The sequence below is a fragment of the Nostoc edaphicum CCNP1411 genome (genome assembly GCF_014023275.1).
Taxonomy (GTDB): domain Bacteria; phylum Cyanobacteriota; class Cyanobacteriia; order Cyanobacteriales; family Nostocaceae; genus Nostoc; species Nostoc edaphicum_A.
This window is the reverse complement of the sequence record NZ_CP054698.1, coordinates 4,086,929-4,105,201: the sequence shown is the minus strand read 5'-3', so window position 1 is coordinate 4,105,201 and position 18,273 is coordinate 4,086,929. Positions and strand designations below refer to the sequence as shown.

At 42.2% G+C, this 18,273-nt stretch carries 12 protein-coding genes and 1 pseudogene; 3 read left to right on the top strand and 10 right to left on the bottom strand.

Features of this window, described 5'->3' with window-relative positions; translation table 11 throughout:
* Nucleotides 1-54: 54 nt before the first annotated feature.
* Nucleotides 55-1,191 (top strand): cob(I)yrinic acid a,c-diamide adenosyltransferase, encoded by a 1,137-nt coding sequence (locus HUN01_RS19810; protein WP_069068662.1) that lies wholly within the window; start codon nt 55-57, stop codon nt 1,189-1,191.
* Nucleotides 1,192-1,232: 41 nt separating this feature from the next.
* On the opposite strand, the gene HUN01_RS19805 is transcribed toward HUN01_RS19810, so the two are convergent.
* The 3 genes from HUN01_RS19805 to HUN01_RS19790 all read right to left on the bottom strand — a co-directional run bounded on the left by HUN01_RS19805 (nt 1,233) and on the right by HUN01_RS19790 (nt 7,461).
* Nucleotides 1,233-2,201 (bottom strand): GGDEF domain-containing protein, encoded by a 969-nt coding sequence (locus tag HUN01_RS19805; protein ID WP_181927632.1) that lies wholly within the window; start codon nt 2,199-2,201, stop codon nt 1,233-1,235.
* On the bottom strand, nt 2,198-6,502 hold the full coding sequence (locus HUN01_RS19795; RefSeq protein WP_238845488.1) for a PAS domain S-box protein: 4,305 nt from the start codon (nt 6,500-6,502) through the stop codon (nt 2,198-2,200). The genes HUN01_RS19805 and HUN01_RS19795 overlap by 4 nt, the downstream gene beginning before the upstream one ends.
* A 722-nt stretch (nt 6,503-7,224) precedes the next feature.
* Complete coding sequence (locus HUN01_RS19790) at nt 7,225-7,461, bottom strand: hypothetical protein (RefSeq protein ID WP_181927631.1); 237 nt, start codon at nt 7,459-7,461, stop codon at nt 7,225-7,227.
* A gap of 626 nt (nt 7,462-8,087) precedes the next feature.
* On the opposite strand from HUN01_RS19790, the gene HUN01_RS19785 reads away from it, so the two are divergent.
* Entirely contained in the window at nt 8,088-9,089 is a 1,002-nt protein-coding gene (locus HUN01_RS19785) for a cyanophycin synthetase (protein WP_181927630.1), read from the top strand.
* Nucleotides 9,090-9,359: 270 nt separating this feature from the next.
* Here HUN01_RS19785 and HUN01_RS19780 read toward each other — a convergent pair whose 3' ends face one another.
* Nucleotides 9,360-9,710, bottom strand: coding sequence for a hypothetical protein (locus HUN01_RS19780; RefSeq protein WP_181927629.1), 351 nt, complete (start codon nt 9,708-9,710; stop codon nt 9,360-9,362).
* Nucleotides 9,711-10,183: 473 nt separating this feature from the next.
* Between HUN01_RS19780 and HUN01_RS19775 the strand changes: the two are divergent.
* A pseudogene (locus HUN01_RS19775) lies at nt 10,184-11,219 on the top strand (IS630 family transposase); the annotation flags it as partial.
* A gap of 478 nt (nt 11,220-11,697) precedes the next feature.
* Here HUN01_RS19775 and HUN01_RS19770 read toward each other — a convergent pair.
* From HUN01_RS19770 to HUN01_RS19745, 6 genes are all read right to left on the bottom strand, one after another.
* Nucleotides 11,698-12,177, bottom strand: coding sequence for a YbjN domain-containing protein (locus tag HUN01_RS19770; protein WP_181927628.1), 480 nt, complete (start codon nt 12,175-12,177; stop codon nt 11,698-11,700).
* 156 nt (nt 12,178-12,333) lie between these two features.
* The gene (locus HUN01_RS19765; RefSeq protein ID WP_181927627.1) at nt 12,334-13,191 is read right to left on the bottom strand and encodes a nitrate ABC transporter ATP-binding protein; all 858 of its coding nucleotides are present in this window, start codon (nt 13,189-13,191) and stop codon (nt 12,334-12,336) included.
* Nucleotides 13,192-13,402: 211 nt separating this feature from the next.
* Nucleotides 13,403-13,648 carry a hypothetical protein gene (locus tag HUN01_RS19760; protein ID WP_181927626.1) on the bottom strand — a complete coding sequence of 82 codons (246 nt, stop codon included), beginning with the start codon at nt 13,646-13,648 and terminating at the stop codon, nt 13,403-13,405.
* 84 nt (nt 13,649-13,732) lie between these two features.
* The gene (locus tag HUN01_RS19755; protein ID WP_181932745.1) at nt 13,733-15,739 is read right to left on the bottom strand and encodes an ABC transporter ATP-binding/substrate-binding protein; all 2,007 of its coding nucleotides are present in this window, start codon (nt 15,737-15,739) and stop codon (nt 13,733-13,735) included.
* A 217-nt stretch (nt 15,740-15,956) separates the two neighbouring features.
* Nucleotides 15,957-16,796 (bottom strand): nitrate ABC transporter permease, encoded by an 840-nt coding sequence (gene ntrB / locus HUN01_RS19750; RefSeq protein ID WP_181927625.1) that lies wholly within the window; start codon nt 16,794-16,796, stop codon nt 15,957-15,959.
* A gap of 89 nt (nt 16,797-16,885) precedes the next feature.
* Nucleotides 16,886-18,268 (bottom strand): CmpA/NrtA family ABC transporter substrate-binding protein, encoded by a 1,383-nt coding sequence (locus HUN01_RS19745; RefSeq protein WP_181927624.1) that lies wholly within the window; start codon nt 18,266-18,268, stop codon nt 16,886-16,888.
* Nucleotides 18,269-18,273: the final 5 nt, after the last annotated feature.

Sequence of the window (18,273 nt, the reverse complement as noted above, 5' to 3'; positions counted from 1 at the left end):
AGTACAAGAGGTTAGGTAAGATTAAAGACTGCCATAGTTATAGCTTTTCGAGAGATGACAAGGAACGGTATCGGTATTCGCACGGCGCAAGTGCGTCAGGAACGGCTCATTGGTCAAATTCACGTCTATGATGGCTTGGGTAAAGGTAAGTCCCAAGCGGCTTTAGGGGTGGTTTTGCGCTCCATTGGCTTGGGGATAAATACGCCTAGCAATTCTAACCGCGTTTTACTACTGCGGTTTTTAAAAGGGCCCGAACGTGATTATGACGAAGATGGGGCGATCGCAGCTTTGCAACGCGGGTTTCCCCATTTAATTGACCAGGTTCGCACTGGGAGAGCCGAATTTTTTGGCCCAGAAGAAATTACCACATTTGACCGAGATGAAGCGATGCGGGGTTGGGATGTCGCCAAAGGTGCGATCGCCAGCGGTTTATATTCAGTTGTCGTCTTGGATGAAATTAACCCGGTTCTGGATTTAGGTTTGCTACCAGTGGATGAAGTGGTAAAGACATTAAAATCCAAACCCCAAGAGTTGGAAATCATCGCCACCGGACGCGCTGCACCGCAAAAGTTGCTGGATATTGCAGATTTGCACTCAGAAATGAAACCTCATCACCACCCAACAGCTAAAGCCCTCTTCCTGGAAGGGATTGAAATTTATACTGGTGCTGGTAAAGGCAAGTCTACTAGTGCTTTAGGCAAAGCCTTACAGGCTATTGGTAGGGGCATTAATCATCCAGGGTCTACCCGTGTGTTAATTATGCAGTGGCTTAAAGGTGGTAGTGGCTACACAGAAGACGCTGCGATCGCCGCCTTACAGCAGTCATATCCAGAAGTGGTGGATCATCAGCGCTGCGGTGGAGATGCCATCGTCTGGCGAAATTCCCGGCAAGAATTAGACTATGTAGAAGCCGAACGAGGTTGGGAAATTGCAAAAGTTGCGATCGCCTCTGGGTTGTATAAAACTATTATTCTCGATGAACTCAATCCCACCGTTGATTTAGAACTACTCCCCGTTGAACCCATTGTTCAAGCTTTACTCCGCAAACCCCGCGATACCGAAATCATTATCACTGGTCGCTGCCAAAATCCACCCGCATACTTCGACTTGGCTAGTGTCCACTCAGAGGTTTATTGCCACAAACACTATGCTAATCAAGGTGTAGAACTGAAACGAGGGGTAGATTTTTAAATGGGAATAGGGCATTGGGCTGATAACTAAATTTTGGGGCATTAGCGGGAATTTTTACTTGTGGGTAGTAGAATATCTTGCACAAAGCGATCGCGTCCTGCGGCCTTTGCTTGATACAACGCCCGATCCGCTACAGCAATCATTTCTTCCAAGTCAGAATCAGACTGAGGAATTTCTGTCGTAAACCCGACACTAATAGTTACATGAGGACTAACTTGGGAATTTTGATGAGGAATTGCTAGTGTTCGGATAGCATGGCAAATTTTATCAGCAACATAAGTCGCCCCCTCCGTATCTGTGTTAGGTAAGATCACAGCAAATTCTTCCCCACCATAACGGGCAAGGAGGTCTCCAGGACGTTTAATAATATCTTTGATGGCTTGAGCAATTTTCTGAAGACAGCGATCGCCTACCCGATGCCCGTATGTATCGTTATATGATTTAAAGAAATCAACATCGCAAAGAATCAGGGAAAGCGGCCGTTGCTCCCGTTTCATCCGCTGCCACTCTTGGTTAAAATACTCTTCAAACCGCCGGCGGTTAGCTACTTGAGTTAATCCATCGATAGTAACTAATCGCTGCAATTCCAGATTGACGGCTTCCAGTTTTTGCTGTAACTGAGATTGCTGAATCAAACGTTTTACCCGTTGTCGCAAAACTGGCCAGTGAATCGGTTTGGTAACATAATCCATCGCCCCCACTTCAAAGGCACGGTCAACTGACTCTTGATCTTCAAGTCCTGTAATCATTAAAACCGGAGTGTGCTTGCTACGATCAAGAAGCTCCAATTGAGTACAACACTCGAACCCATCCATATCCGGCATTATGGCATCAAGGAGTACTATATCGGGGTGCAGTTGCTTAAAAGCGGTTAAAGCTTCTATGCCATTTTGAGCTTCTGCTATTTTATACCCTTCCCGCTCTAAGAAATGCCGCAATATCAAGCGAATAAAAGGTTCATCATCAACAATTAGAACTAAAGATTGACTTTCTTGAGCATTGGCTTTCATGGTACTTCCTTCGCAAGTTCTTTTTGTAAGGCAGTTTTAACTTGTTCATATTCCTGGTATAGTTGTGAGAGCAATTCTCGACTGTTTTCTAAGTTACTGCTGCGTCCCTGTACTTCTAACACCTTGCAAAGCTGCGCTAAGTCCATCGCTCCAACAGAAGCACTGCTGGACTTGAGTTTGTGGGCTGTTTTCCATATAGTCTTCGTATCCTGAGTTGTGATAGATGTGCTAATATCTTGCACCAGTCTCGGTGTTTCTGTAAGATAACACTCAATTAGTTCAACAAATGCCACATGATCTCCTCTGACGATATTCCGCAACGATTGGAGAATTTTGGCATCAATTTTGGCGATTTTTAATGTCTGGTTTTGACCTTCCTGTAGAACATTTGGCGAAGGTTGCAATTCTAAAGACATCACTTTCCCTTGTGTTCCTATGGAAGTGAATTCAGAACTTCTTTGGGATCGGCATTTGCTGAGTGCCTCAGCCAATTCTTGCAGCTGAATAGGTTTGCTAAGGTAGTCATCCATACCAGCAGCAAGACAAACTTCGCGATCGCCCCGCATTGCATTGGCAGTTATAGCAATGATATGAGGACGAAAACCTACTTCCCATTCTTGACAAATTCTCCGAGTTGCTTCTAACCCATCCATTTCAGGCATGTGGACATCCATCAACACTAAGTCATAGGACTGTTTTTGCAAAGCCTTGAGCACTTCTAGTCCATTGGTGACGACATCTGCCCCATAACCCATTTTCTGTAGCATCAGTAGAGCGACTTTCTGATTGACAACCGTATCTTCTGCCAGAAGAATTCGCAGTGGCAGTCGATGGGCCAAATGCTGATCAACCAAGGGAGAATGAGAAATACTGGCTTGGATCGGCTGATTACCCAAAATACGGGTAATCACATCGTAGAGTTGAGACTGCTTGATGGGTTTGCTCAAAGAGGCAGCAAACTGGACATCATGAAAGTCAGAAAAAGTTTCTACTCTACCCAAAGAGGTCAGAATCACCAAAGGTAGATTTTGACAACCAGATTGCTTGCGGATTTGACGAGCTAGGGTGATGCCATCCATTTCCGGCATCTGCATATCTAAAATGCCAATATCAAACTGCGTTCCCTTGGCAAGTTCAGCTAAAGCTTCTTTACCAGATTTGGCAGTATAAGTTTCCATTTTCCAAGACTCAGCTTGCAATCTGAGAATTTGGCGATTGGTGAAATTGTCATCCACAATCAACGCCCGCTTGGATGCAAGCTGTACTGGCGAGGTGCTTAATTCAACTTGTTCTGACTGAGCAGCTACTTTGGTAGTAATGGTGAAGTAAAATGTTGAACCTTGAAAAGAAGCAACAGATGTTGAAGAAGGCAGGAAGCAGGATAGCGCAGTGTTAGCGAGTCCACGTTCGCGTAGCGTCTCGTCGAGAGCATCAGACATTCCTTCTGTCTCCAGCTCTGTGCTTTCTACCTTTCTTGATAATTGTCCATTTTCCCATCTAGGGCTAGGATTACCACCGACAAACCCCTGACTTTCTACCCAAAGAGTGCCACCCATCATCTTACTGAGCCGCTTGCTGATGACTAGTCCTAGCCCCGTGCCCCCATATCGTCGAGTCATGGAGACATCAGCCTGAGCGAAGGGTTGAAATAACCGCTCTATCTTTTCTGGTGCGATGCCAATACCTGTATCTTTGATGGCAAATTGAATTTGGACTGGGGACTGGGTACTGGGGACTGGGGACTGGGTACTAGGGATTGGGGACTGGGAAGAAGTTTCCTCCTCATTACCCCCAATCCCCAATCCCCGATCCCCAGTCCCTAATCCCCGATCTCCAGTCGCTAATTCAACAGAGAGTACCACTTCTCCGTTTTCAGTGAACTTAATGGCATTGTTGAGAAGATTCATCAAGACTTGGCGCAGACGTGTCATATCGCCAATGATTTGAGTCGGAACTTGCGGTGGGATCAGGTAAGCTAACTCGATATCCTTTTGGGCAGCTTTAGGGGCTAATAGAGAAATAGCCTGCTCGACACAAGCTCTCAAATCAAAAGGCTGTTCTTCTAATTCCAGTTTGCCAGATTCAATTTTCGAGAAATCTAGAATGTCGTTGATGATGGTGAGTAAAGCATCTCCGCTACTGCGAACTGTTTCTACAAAGTCTTGCTGTTGAAGCGTGAGGTCAGTATCCAGCAATAGACCTGTCATGGCAATCACAGCATTCATTGGAGTCCGAATTTCGTGGCTCATCATCGCCAAAAACTCGCTTTTTGCCCGATTCGCAGCTTCTGCTTGACGTTTTGCCCGCTCCAAGGCAAAGTTTTTCAAAGTAAGTTCTTCACGTCGGCGCGTTTCTTGTTCCAGTAAATGAGCTTGTGCTAGAGCAATACCCAGTTGAGCTGCCACGGCTTCTAGTAATTCGATTTCCTCTTGTGTCCACTGGCGAAAATAACTGCACTGGTGTAAGCCGATCGCACCATTGGGTTTTCCTTGATAGGAGGTGCGGATTGATAGCATAGACTTCAACCCAACTTCTCGGCAGATCGGTTCAGCTGCCTGGAGTAAAGGATCAACGTACACATTTGGAGAAGCGATCGCTATTTCTTGTGCCATCATCTGCTCTGCATGAGGATTGTTGGTCATGGGAATTTCCAATTTCAACATGGAGCAGTAGCCAGGAAGTATATTATACTCTGCTACTAAGGGAATTCTGGGTGTGGGGTCGCTAATATAAGAGTGGATCAAACAGCGTTCAGCCCCAAATGCTTGTCCAATTTGGGTAGCAGCCGTCTCAAAGATTTTGCTGGCATCAAGACTTTGACGAATTTCCTGAGTAATTTGTTCAAGTAGTAGGGTGCGATGCAATTGCCGTTGCAGTGCCTCTTTAGCTCGTTTGTTTTCGGTGATATCGTGATTGACGCCAACAGTGGCAACAGTTTCTCCCTGTTCATCCTGTAAAGAAACTACGGTTGTTTCGCAAATTCCCTCACTGCCATCTTTGCGAATAAAGTGTATTTCCCCTGACCAGCGTCCTTGCTGGTTGACTTTTTCCAAGATTTTGGTGCTTAAGGTTGCAGCGACTTCCGGCTGATGCAAAAAACTAGGATGTTTAGCCAAAACCTCGGCTTTAGTATAGCCAAACATACTTTCAGCAGCAGCATTCCAGTCAACAATATTTCCAGTTAAATCTGTGATAATAACGCCATCATGCATGTTTTCAAAGGTGAGGGCTTGCCGACGCAGGATGGCTTCAGCTTGCTTGCGTAAGCTAATATCTGTCTGAATGCCAATGAAGTGGCTTAACTTGCCATTTTCGTCATGGATAGGAGAAATACTCAATTCATTCCAGAATAAAGTACCATCTTTGCGATAATTGCGGAGAACAACTTTGCAACTTGTTCCAGCTTGAATAGATGATCGCAATTCATTAAGTGCTGGTTGCTGGTTATCTGTGCGTTGCAAAAATCGACAGTTTTGCCCAATCACATCACTAGCCTTGTAACCTGTTATTTGCTCAAAGGCGTGGTTGACGTAAATAACCGGAGTATAAGCGAGTCTGGCATCGGCAATAATAATTCCATTACTGTTAGTAGCAAGTGCCCTCTCCTTCAGTCTTAAAGTTTCTTCAAGCAACTTTAAATCAGTAATGTCAAACATAAACCCTCTCAGCATAGTAGGAGTTCCTGCTTCCTCAACTACGCTAACAACGTCTCGCAACCAAATAACTTGCCCGTCGGCTGCTAACATCCGGTATTCTAATTCGTGATTCTGGCACTTAGCAGTTGCTTCTTGACAAAAATGAACAGACTTTTCCTTATCATCTGGATGCAGATGATTAACCCAAAATTTTTCCTCATACCACTCTGCGATCGGATATTTTAGCAAGTCTACCGCTTGCGGCCCAACATAAATAAATCGCCAAGTCTTCAAGTCTAATTCCCAAGGGATGACTTTGACAGTTTCCAACAACTGCCGCAGACGATTTTCACTGGTTAGGAGCGCAATTTCTACCTGTTTTTGTTCAAAAATCCTATGAGTTAATTCCTGATTTATTGCCGTTATTTTTTGGTTACTTGCTTTCATTGCCAGGACACAATAGATTGATAATATCAATGTGATAACAGCCAATAAGCACGCAATCAATACTACTTGTATTAATAACCACGGAATTTGGATTAAAAGTCTCTGCCAGAGTAGGACTACAGAGATTGAGAAGAAAATTCCTAGCAACAGCGCTAGTAATTCTCGTTTGCGGAAAAATTTCACAGCTTTGAACCAGTCATATCGCTGCTGTTTGATCACTTATTAACCCTCCAGCACTTTCAGGGCTTATCAGAGAAGATAGGAGGCAGAGAGTAGGAGAAAAGAATTATGAATGAAAACTTTAGTTCTGGGTTATTACCCAGGTTAAAAAGAAGAATTGTATCTCGCGCTATGCGTCTTGATACAAAGCGCCCAGGCGAGGCATTTCGCCTCCAGTCTTGCTTCAATCCCACGCTTTTAAACGTAAGTTACTTCTGCCTCCTGCCTTCTCCCTCCTGAATGCACTAACTTTTACTTTTAAGTAATCTAAAATATCAATAGCAAGGGGATAATTACCGAATTTATTTTTAAGTAGAATATTTATATCTAATATTGTCAGAAAAACTTAATAATTTCTGGTTATGATTAGCATTTTTTTGAGAGCCGCAAATTGTCCGCACTTGGTTTCTCTATGAGACGCACTCGCATTCCCTAATGTGCCACTGACACGAATAAAGGCTTACTAGTTTGCTGAATTGGCAAGGGTAGCTTGGAAACTCGGATTTTCAAAGCTGCAATACGAAAGTAGCTATGCTCCTTGGCAACATCCAGAATTTTTAAGTGAAGCGTGAATTGAAATCTGGAGTTGTAAGCGATGTCTAAGGGCGGGCTATGGCTCAATACGCTTCGGTTAAAGGGCAAAGGGGAAAGGTTTGAAATACATCTTTACCCCTTAACCTTTTCCCTATTTTCAAGATAGGTTTATTGCCTATACTTGCACTCTAAATTACAGCTTCTTGGCGTTGGCAATCAAAAACAACCATGTAGGAAGCGTTTGGTATTTCCTGAGGGAGATGCCGCATATAGCCATCGGCATCAGAACGGCTGCGGAAGCGGGCAACAATCTCCCGTTGCGTATTAGGAAGTAGACGAGCGATCGCCCAAGAATTGAGGCGTTCTTTATAAGCAACAGGCTGATTGTCTGATTTGGAAACTTTGTTATCCGTATTTTCTGGCATAATTATGTTATCCGTATGAAGTTTAATGAAGGGCGTTAATTAGTTTCTAGGTAGGAATGCACTAACGCTTTTTTTTTATGCTGCTGCCACCTTGTTATTCGATTATTTATAAATTGTCAACACTGAGCGCTATATTTTAGACCAACTAAGTTAGAAATTTCAGGTGGTTATGAATCTCAAAGCCTTAATTAGCAATTGTTTTCAGGACACAATAATGCTCAAGCAGAAAGTTTGGCAATTATTGGGTTTGCATAATTTGTATGCATACAGATAAGTAAATTCCGCATCAGTGGCAAGATGAATATAAAGGTCTAAAAGCATACTATTAAAAACTCAATAGAAAATGAATAATAACGTGCCTAGAATTAATGGTCGCTGACACACTCTTAACTTTTTTTATAGTGCGATGCCTAAAGTAAAGCGACATTGCAGGCATTTACATTTTTTATAGTTAGTTTAGAATAGTTAAATTTTCATAGTCTCTTTAGATATTAAAAAATGAATTTTTTCTCAGGCTTTCACTAGAGTTTTAGGCAAAATATATTGTGCGATCGTTTAATTTCAAATATCTTGACTAACTGCCATAGAATAGTTAATATTTCGTCGGTATATTTATATTCATGATAATGGAAACACCCTTTGTAACATCAATCATTCAAAAAGTAGCAGAGAAAATAGGAGCAGTAGTTTTAGTAGACCCAGAATGCACCTTTGTGGGACTGATTACGTTTAGAAATGGTAATAAAACCTTTTTTCGTAGTAGCAGATTTAGTATTAATTCTTCTGGTTCAGTAGCAATAGCTAAAGATAAAGGGGTTTCGAGTTTTTTCCTGAATAAGTTTGGCTATAAAGTTACTGAAGGACAAACATTTTTTAGTGAAGAATTATGCGAAGAGTTAGCCAATACTAGAAATATAGATACAGGATTATATTATGCTAAAGAGTTGGGATTTCCCGTAATTGTCAAGCCGATTAATCTCAGTAAAGGAGTATTTGTTACAAAGGTTCACAACAAACAAGAATATTATCAAGCAGCTAAGAAAATATTGCAAAAAACATCAGTATTTATTGTTGAGCGATTCTATAGTGGCAATGACTATAGAATTGTAGTCCTTGATGATGAAGTAATTTCGGCGTATCAAAGAATTCCTTTATTTATAATGGGAGATGGTCAATCTAATGTTTTGGAACTTATGCAAGAAAAACAGGAGACTTTTATCAAAAATGGTAGAAAAGAAATTATAGATTTTGAAGATTACAGAATCAAAAAAAATTTGCGGAGACGAAAGCTAAATTTTAATACTGTTATACCCAAGAATAATATAGTTTACCTTTTAGACAATGCAAATTTATCAACTGGTGGCGAAGCAGTGGACTTCACTGAAAATATACATCCTGATTTTCAAAAGTTAGCAATAAGTATTGCAAAAGATATGGAATTGAGATTAGCAGGTGTGGATATTCTTACTAGTGACATAACATCACCAATTGTAGATTATACGATCATTGAAATAAATGGCGCTCCTAGCTTAACTCACTATGCTTCATTTGGTGAAGTTCAGACGAAAAGAGTAGAGAATTTATATCTCAAAGTTCTCAAAGCACTTGAAAACGAAAATTTTGACTAGAGGTAAAGCAGGAGTTGTTCCAATCTCGAATTATTTTGAAATAGGACTTATGCAAAACTATATGCGCTCTAGGGCAATTCATATAGATGCATACTCCTAGGTCAAAGCAAGCTACGCGGAGCGTCTGTCTACGACACGCTACGCGAACGTAGAGAAGCGGCTACTCTTATAAGAACGCTTTCAGCGAACCGACAGGGTATTACCTCTATCTGAAAATCATTTTTTTTTGGCTATTGTTTGTGTAAGTCCTGTTAAATTCTACCTATCTCTTCACCATTCCTTATCTAATAGGGATTCAAATTCAGCTTGTAAGGCGGTTATATCTGCCAATCTTGCAACTAGTAAATTATCCTTGCCAGCATCACTTAAACATGATTTCCAATAACCAATACTTTCTGAGTTGTTCAACCAAAACTGAATCACGGTATCTACCACTTGATCCAGATTCCAACCCCACTTTGCTGGAACTGATTCCACCGATTCTATAAACGTATCTAGTGTACACTTATGCATTCCCAAATATTCCACGCCTTGATGGAGTGATTTTTGCCCATTTTTCTGTTGGTGATTAAAAAACTGTAAAAGTGGAGATACTCCTACAATATCAAAAGTGTATTTCATGTCAGTACTCCCAGTTTTAAATTACTTGTGGTAAAGATTTAGTATTTTGTAAAAAAATCTAGGAAGAAACTAAAGTATCTATAAAAAGTATAGTTTTAGTCTATATCATAAGCATTAAACTCAGTTATAAATTAGCACTAACAAGCATTGAGTGCTAATATTTGTTTATTAGTTTGATTTATTATTATATCCCTCTTCTGTCACTTTCCGGGAAAGTGATCGCTAGAAGCCTCATGAGGCAATCAATACAAGCTATACTATTAGAAAAAAATAGGACTTGTATTTGTTATTAGAAAATAATCGCGCAATCGCTTGTTATACAAAAGCTCTAGATTTTAGAAAAGGCAAATGTTTTCGGAGAGTGACAGAAGAGGGATATAGGAATCATATTTGATTTCTGAAAAAAACTACGAGATAATACGGACAGAATATTTGTCTAATAGCTAACAATGATAAACCAGCATCTACAAGCCGCGATCGCAGAACTACAAGAATTTATAGATGATCGCCCAGATGCGCGTGAGGTGAGGAAAGCGTTGGCAGTCAAATTGGTTTATCAAGGCTACAAGTATGAGGAAATTCAAACAATTTTAGATGTGTCACTGGGTTCGATAACAAGCTGGAAGCAAGCTTATGAGGAAGATGGAATTTCGGGACTGCGCCTGAACCACAAGGGAAAAAAAAGTTACTTAACTGCTCAACAACGAGAAGAAGTTTTAAGTTGGTTGCAAACAAAAGAATGTTGGGAACTTGGTGAACTCGAATATAAATTGGCTTTTGAATATGATGTAACTTATGAGTCAAAGCGGAGCTATTATGACTTATTTGATGCGGCAGGAATTAGTTGGAAGAAAACTACTTCTTTAAATCCAAAAGCTGACGAGGACGCTGTTGCTGCAAAAAAAAAAGAGATTGAAACACTATTGGCAAGGCATCGGCAGGAAATTGAAGAAGGAAAGTTGAGAGTATTGCTGCTTGATGAGTGTCATTTAATGTGGGGGAGATTTAAGTGGGTATGTCTGGGGAAAAACTGACCAAGAAATAGCAGTGAGAGTTGTTAATATACGAGACAAACAGACATACTACGGGGCAGTTGACTATCTGGAGGGAAGCTTACTACTAAAAGCGTATAACGCAGGTAACTCAGAAAATACAATTGATTATCTACGTTATTTATTAGATCAGTCCCCCAATCAAAGATTACTTCTTTTTTGGGATGGTGCTTCTTACCATCGTTCACATCTGGTTCAAAACTTTTTAGGCGAGGTAAACCAAGATTTGTCTCAAGAGGAGTGGAAAATTCACTGCGTCCGCTTTGCTCCTAATTGCCCGTCACAAAATCCAATTGAGGATATTTGGTTACAAGCTAAAACCTGGGTGCGGCGTTTCTGTGCCTTGATTCCTTCGTTCTCACATCTCAAATGGATGTTTGAGTGGTTTATCCGGCACACTACCTTTGATTTTGCGACTCTTCAAATGTACGGAGCTTTTTCAGAAATCAAATATTAGTCCTATAGAGTTTCAGACATTAATTAAGGGACGTATAAAATATTAATAATTGTTTAATTCATTGCGTTACAGATTGTAATGACTTACGTCCAAGAAAACTGCCTTTCTGGAGCGATCGCAATCCAAAATTTAGCTAGGATCAAGTCAAGGGAATATAAGCCCAAATTCAATTGGTGGTGCAGTTTTGAAAGTGTCACTCACTATACTCGCCTTTTGATGGAAGCAGTGATACTATCTAGTTGTGTGAGGAGCAAGTTAAAAATAAAAAGCGTCTGGGGTGGAAACACGGCAACACTCCCAGGCGCTTTTTAATTGGTATAGAGGAAAAAGTCATTTCAATCGACTGACTTAACAAATTCAGTTCATCATCAAGATTGATCGACTAAAACAAGTCATGCAGCAAACCATACATACTTACTGATGGGTCGCACTGGGAAAATAGTGCAACTCATAACTCCTACTGAAGTGAAGCGATTAGTCAAGTCGCACCAAATTCAGTTTGTAAGGCTTCATCATTATTATCAGCGATCGTTGCCACAACGGTAATTAGCCGAGACACTTCGCCAGGAGATAACTCGGCTAAGGTGCGTGTCGATATTACAACCACCCGATTTTCAATAATACCGAAACGTGCTTCAAAAGTGCTTGAGCAGTTCAACTCCAAAAGATACCGCATCAACTTAGGTTCATTTTTAGCAGGTAAATTTAGCACCGCAGACCAAACCGTTATTGTGTCTTCATCGGTTGTCCCGTTGAGTTGGACAAATACTTCTACACTTCCGTACTTAAACTTCCAGAGATAACCAGCCTCTGGAGTGTGGCTAACCATTGCACTATCATCTTGTTCCAAAGAGTCGATGACATTTTCAATTACCTCAACATGGTTAATGCTTGTCGTCTCGCCAATTAAATCATTAACGGATTCGTTACTAATTACGGTTTCTGGGTAGCTTGCCATACAGATTTTTTCTCAACATACTCGCTCTACACATACTTTATAACTTGTGGACGTAGTTGTAAGGGCAATTCATGAATTGCTCCTACTGATTGCTCCCGCCACCATCTGGTATGGTGGCGGGAGGAACAAAGAATTATTCTGGAAAAATGAAGGTGATTACCCTACGTCATCATGGGCAAAGCGGTTAAAGAGGAAGTCTAAGGCATAGTTACGCAGTTGGTAGTATTGTGGATCTTCCATGATGCGGCTGCGATCGCGCGGACGAGAAAAAGGAATTTCCATAACTTCACCAATTTTCGCATGAGGGCCATTGGTCATCATTACCAATTTGTCCGCTAAAAATAGTGCCTCGTCGATGTCGTGGGTAATCATCAGCACTGTACAACGGTTATCGCCCCAAATTTTCAGCAATTCTTCCTGTAATTCTTCTTTGGTAATGGCATCCAGCGCCCCAAAAGGTTCATCTAGAATTAAAACTTTGGGACGAATCGCCAAAGCACGGGCGATAGAAACCCGTTGTCTCATCCCGCCGGACATTTGCATTGGTTTCTTTTCCATTGCGTCAGCCAGTCCCACCATTGCCAAATGATCGCGGACGATCGCTCTTTTTTCAGCTTGTGGTTTGTTGGGATAAACGGCGTTGACAGCTAAGTAGATGTTTTCAAAAGCAGTTCGCCAAGGTAGCAAGGCGTAGTTTTGGAAGACAACCATCCTGTCTGGGCCTGGTTTGGTGATTGGTTCTCCTTCGAGTAACACTTGTCCGGAGGTGGGAAAGTTAAAACCGGATACCATATTTAATAGTGTTGATTTGCCACAGCCGGAGTGGCCGATGACGCAAATAAACTCGCCTTGTTCAACGTTGAGGTTAACGCCGTCAAGTACAGTGAAGGGGCCTTTCTTTGTCGGGTAGACTTTGGTAACGTCTTTAATTTCTAGGAAAGGTCTGCGGCTGGTGCTTGCAGGGGCTAGTGGTTTTCCTAGTATGTTTGTAGCTGTTGAGTTGCGGTTTTGCATGGTATTTGGTATTTGGGGATTAAAAAGCTAAATGTACGCGATGAAAAAATGAATATTCTGACCTCTCTCCAAACCTCTCCCCTAGAAGGGGAGAGGCTTTGAATTTTCCAGGGTCTACACACAAGTTATCGAATCACTATCAGTCCTCGAATTACCCCACCCTAACCCTCCCCTTATAAAGGGGAGGGAACTAGATTTCTTTTTCCCCCCTTTACAAGGGGGGATTAAGGGGGGTAATTCGATTTGTGTGTAAAAGGGAGACGTTGACGGAGATAAAAGGTGGATTCATCCGGTTCAAATACTCGTTAACGGAGATAAAAGGTGGATTCATCCGGTTCAAATACTCGTTGACGGAGATAAAAGGTGGATTCATCCGGTTCAAATACTCGTTGACGGAGATAAAAGGTGGATTCATCCGGTTCAAATACTCGTTGACGGAGATAAAAGGTGGATTCATCCAGTTCAGATACTCGTTAACGGAGATAAAAGGTTCGCGTGTGATGTGCTACTTCTCCCACTCCCTCTTTCTCTCACAACTTTTTTATGATGCAAGTCTTCTTCTCGGTGCATCAAGAACAACTTCCGCGACTGAAAAATCACGTTTAATTTTTAAGTTGTTGAGATAAGCGATCGGATCATCGGCATTAAAGGGAGTACCGTCGAACAGTTGAATCGGTTGGCGAATATAGCTAATATCCAAACCTAATTCTCGTGCGGCGGTGCTGAAAACACGCACGCGACACACCCGTTCAACAACTTCTACCCAATTTCTGGGGAAGGGAGTGTCACCCCAACGCGCCAATTGACTCATAATCCAAATTTGTTCGGTGCGACTGGGACGGTTGATCGCAGAATCGGAATAAAATTGGAGATGGGCATAGTCTCGCAATGGATGGTCTAAGTCACAGGTGAGACTATCTGGATCTTCGAGTTGAATGTATTCTAAATCAGTGCTGACATAATCTCGCCCTGCTAAAATTTGCCGAATCTCTTGGGTATTTTCGGGATTTGCACAATATACGCAAGCTTCTAACAAAGCTTTGGTTAAGGCAATATGCGTATTTGGATAATTTTCTGCCCAATCTTCCCGCACACCAAGAACTTTACCGGGATGTCCCAACCAAACTTCTAAGTCGGTAGCGATGGTAAAGCCGACATTTTCCACAGCCGCGCGGTAGTTCCAAGGTTCGCCTACGCAGTAACCATCAATGCTTCCAGCTTTGAGGTCGGCTACCATCTGCGCTGGGGGAATGGTTTTCATATCCACATCGCTATCGGGGTCAATTCCACCAGCCGCTAGCCAGTAACGCAGCAGTAAGTTGTGCATCGATGCGGCATGTACTACTCCCATTGTGTGCCGTTGTTCGCGGGTGCGAAGCAGGTATCTTTTGAAATCTGATAAGGTTTGTACACCTTGTTCATAAAAGTGTTTTGCCAAGGTGATGGCGTTACCGTTGCGAGTCATCGTGAGGGCGGTGACAACGGGTAGGGGTTGGTTATTATGTCCTCCCAAAGTTAGCCACATCGGCATCCCTGAAGGCATTTGCGCCGCATCTAAATAACCGCCACTGATGCCATCTTCTATACCCCGCCAGCTACTTTCGCGCACAAGGTTAACTTCATCTAAACCATGCTTGACAAAAAAGCCTTTTTCTTTAGCAACTGCTAAGGGGGCGCAAGCGGTAAGAGGTAAAAAGCCAATTTCTAGGTTAACTTTTTCTAATCCATGACGGTTAATATCGGCAGTTTTCCGCGCCCGAATTTTCTTAATCCGTTTTTGCTGATTGAGGAAGTAAATCATCTCACTCCGCAAGCTGTAGTAGCTGGGATGTTCTACTACTTCCATCCGCTTGCGGGGTCTGGGAATATCTACTTCTAGAATGTCACCAATTTTAGATTCGGGGCCGTTGGTTAGCATCACGATTCTGTCAGATAACAGCACCGCTTCATCGACATCATGTGTCACCATCACGGCGGTAACTTGATTTTCTTCGCAGATTTGCATGAGTTGTTCTTGCAAATTGCCGCGTGTGAGTGCATCCAACGCACCAAAGGGTTCATCTAGCAGCAGTAATTTGGGACGAATCGCTAAGGCGCGGGCGATCGCAACTCGCTGCTTTTGTCCACCTGATAACATTCCCGGCTGTTTGTCAGCATGGGGACGCAAACCTACCATATCAATATGTTTTTCGATAATGGCGTTGCGATCGCTTGCGGGTAAACCCTTCATTACCGAGTCCACCGCGAGGGCAATATTTTCTCTTACTGTCCGCCAGGGTAATAACGAATAATTTTGGAACACCACCATTCTGTCTGGGCCGGGTTTGGTGATTTTTTGTCCTTCGAGAGTGACAATACCCTCAGTTGGCAAATCCAAACCCGCAATCATATTTAATAGAGTGGATTTACCGCAACCGGAGTGACCAATAAGAGAGACAAATTCTCCTTTTCTAATTTGAAGATCGATTCCTTTGAGGGCAATATATTTGCCACCACCAGTTAATTCAAAAACTTTTTCAATTTGATCAACAGCTACAAACATACTTATTTGTCCTTTGTTATTTGTCCTTGGTAAGTGGTCATTAGGTTGTGTTTTCAAACCTTGCTTTAAGCACCCTAGTCTTTGAAGATCCCCCCAACCCCCCTTAAAAAGGGGGGCTTTTAGAATTTCTTTCCCCCCCTTTTTAAGGGGGGTTAGGGGGGATCTCCGAGTTTGAAAACAGTCCCTAGTCCTTAGTTTTTTACAAATGACTAATGACCAATGACTATTTTTGCTCTGCTGGTAAAATCTTGTTTTGAAGCCAACCCATTGCTTTATCTAGGAGCAACCCAACAACACCGATATAAACTAGAGCTAAAATCACTTCGCTGACGTTGTTATTTTGATAGGCATCCCAGATGAAAAAGCCGATGCCGACAATACCGGACATGACGATTTCGGCAGCGATAATCGCTAACCAAGCTAAACCGATTGCAATTCTCAAACCGGTAAAGATGTAGGGTAATGCCGCAGGAATCAAAATGTTAGTGAAATATTCTTTGCGGCTAAGTTGGAGAACTTTGGCGACGTTGTTGTAATCTTGGGGAATTTGGGTAACACCGACAGCAGTGTTAATTAAGATGGGCCAAATTGCCGTAATGAAAATTACGAATAATGCTGCGGGTTCGTTTTGTCGTAAAGCTGCTAAAGAAATTGGAACCCAAGCTAGAGGTGGTACAGTCCGCAGTAGTTGAAAGATGGGGTCTAATGCTTTGGACATGGTTCTATTAACCCCAATCAAAATGCCCAAGCCAATACCAACGATCGCAGCTAGGGTATAACTGATAGCAACCCGTTGCAGACTAGCGAGAATCTGCCAAAATAGACCTTTATCAATGCCACCTCGGTCATAAAATGGCCAGAGAATGAGTACCCAAGTGTCTTGGATAACCTGTATTGGCCCTGGTAATGTGGCGCCGGGAGTCCAGGCGAAGAGTTGCCAGAGAATGAGGAAGATGGCGATCGCGATCGCAGGTGGTATCAGGTCAGGAAATTGCTTTTTCAGACTAGATATAAAGCTATTACTCAATCTAGGGCTTGCAGGGCGTTTTTGGGCAAGTGTCATGATGCTGTGTTCTCCTCAAATTTTATTTTTTATTTGTTATTTGTCCTAGACGCGATTCATCGCGTCTCTACAAGAGATGAATCGCGTATCTAAACACTGACCTTTTTGATTTTCAAACTCTTGAGATATTCTTCTGGCTTTTCGGGGTCAAATTTGATGCCATCAAAAAACTCTTCTACACCACGGGATGTATTTGTAGGAATATCAGCAGTAGTAATTCCAGCTTCTTTGGCAGCTTCTTTCCAAATATCTTCGCGGTTGACTTTGTTGATAAGTTCTTTAGCTTTAGCAGCATTATTATCTAGGTAATCTTTTGGCAGAAATCCCCAACGAACATTTTCAACTATGAACCACAAATCATGACTCTTATAGGGATAGGAAACACTACCTTTTTCATCTTTCCAGTAGTAAGCAGCCATTGATTTATCATCAATCTTGCGACCATCACCCATGTCATATTTACCTTGGTATGGATCTGCTAATATTTCCGGTGAAGAAAGATTGAAATAATTTCGTCCAGCCAGAATTTGAGCCGCTTCTTTGCGATTATCAAAATTATCTAGCCATTGTTGGGCTTCCATAATTCCTTTTAAAATTGCTTTGGTAGCCTTGGGATTTTTATCAACCCAATCGCCTCTCATGGCTAGATATTCTTCAGGATGATTTTTCCAAATTTCTGCGGTTAATGCTGCTACGTAGCCAATTTTGTCTTGCACCAGACGATATGGCCAGGGGTCGCCTGTACTAAAGGCATCCATTGTTCCTGTTTGCATGTTGGCCACAGTTTGCGCGGCTGGTACTGTGAGCAATTTGACATCTGCATCCGGATCTAAGCCGCCTGCTGCTAACCAGTAGCGAATCCACAAATCTTGGTTTACGTGGGGAAAGGTGAATGCGGCAGTGAAGGGGGTTGAAGATTTTAATTCCGTGAATAGGGACTTAGCGCTAGCGAGTTGTAAACTAATACCTTTGCCTTGGTGCTTGCTTGCGATCGCAATTCCATTTCCATGCGTAATCAATTGACATAATACATACATGGGAATTTTTTGATTGCCCTTGGTAATTAAACCTTCTGTAATTAAATGTGGCATTGGCATCTGCCATTGACCGCCATCTATCCCACCACCCGCAGAACCAATTTCTACGTTGTCTCTGGCTGCACCCCAAGAAGCTTGTTTGGAAAGGTCAACATTAGTCATCCCATACTTTGCAAAAAAGCCTTTTTCTTTAGCAATAATTAAAGGAGCCGCTTCTACAATGGGAATATATCCTAACTTGACTGTAGTAGTTTCTGGTGTTTGTTCGGGACTAATATTAGCAACCGTTTGAGCAGTTGGCTGTACTTGGTTGCTTCCACCAGTAAGGTTTTCAGGAGGATTACCCAAACAGCCTTTGAGGAATACAGCACCCGCAGATGCTCCGGCTGTGAAGATGAATTTGCGGCGAGAAATTTGATTAAAAAATTCTGTCATAAATA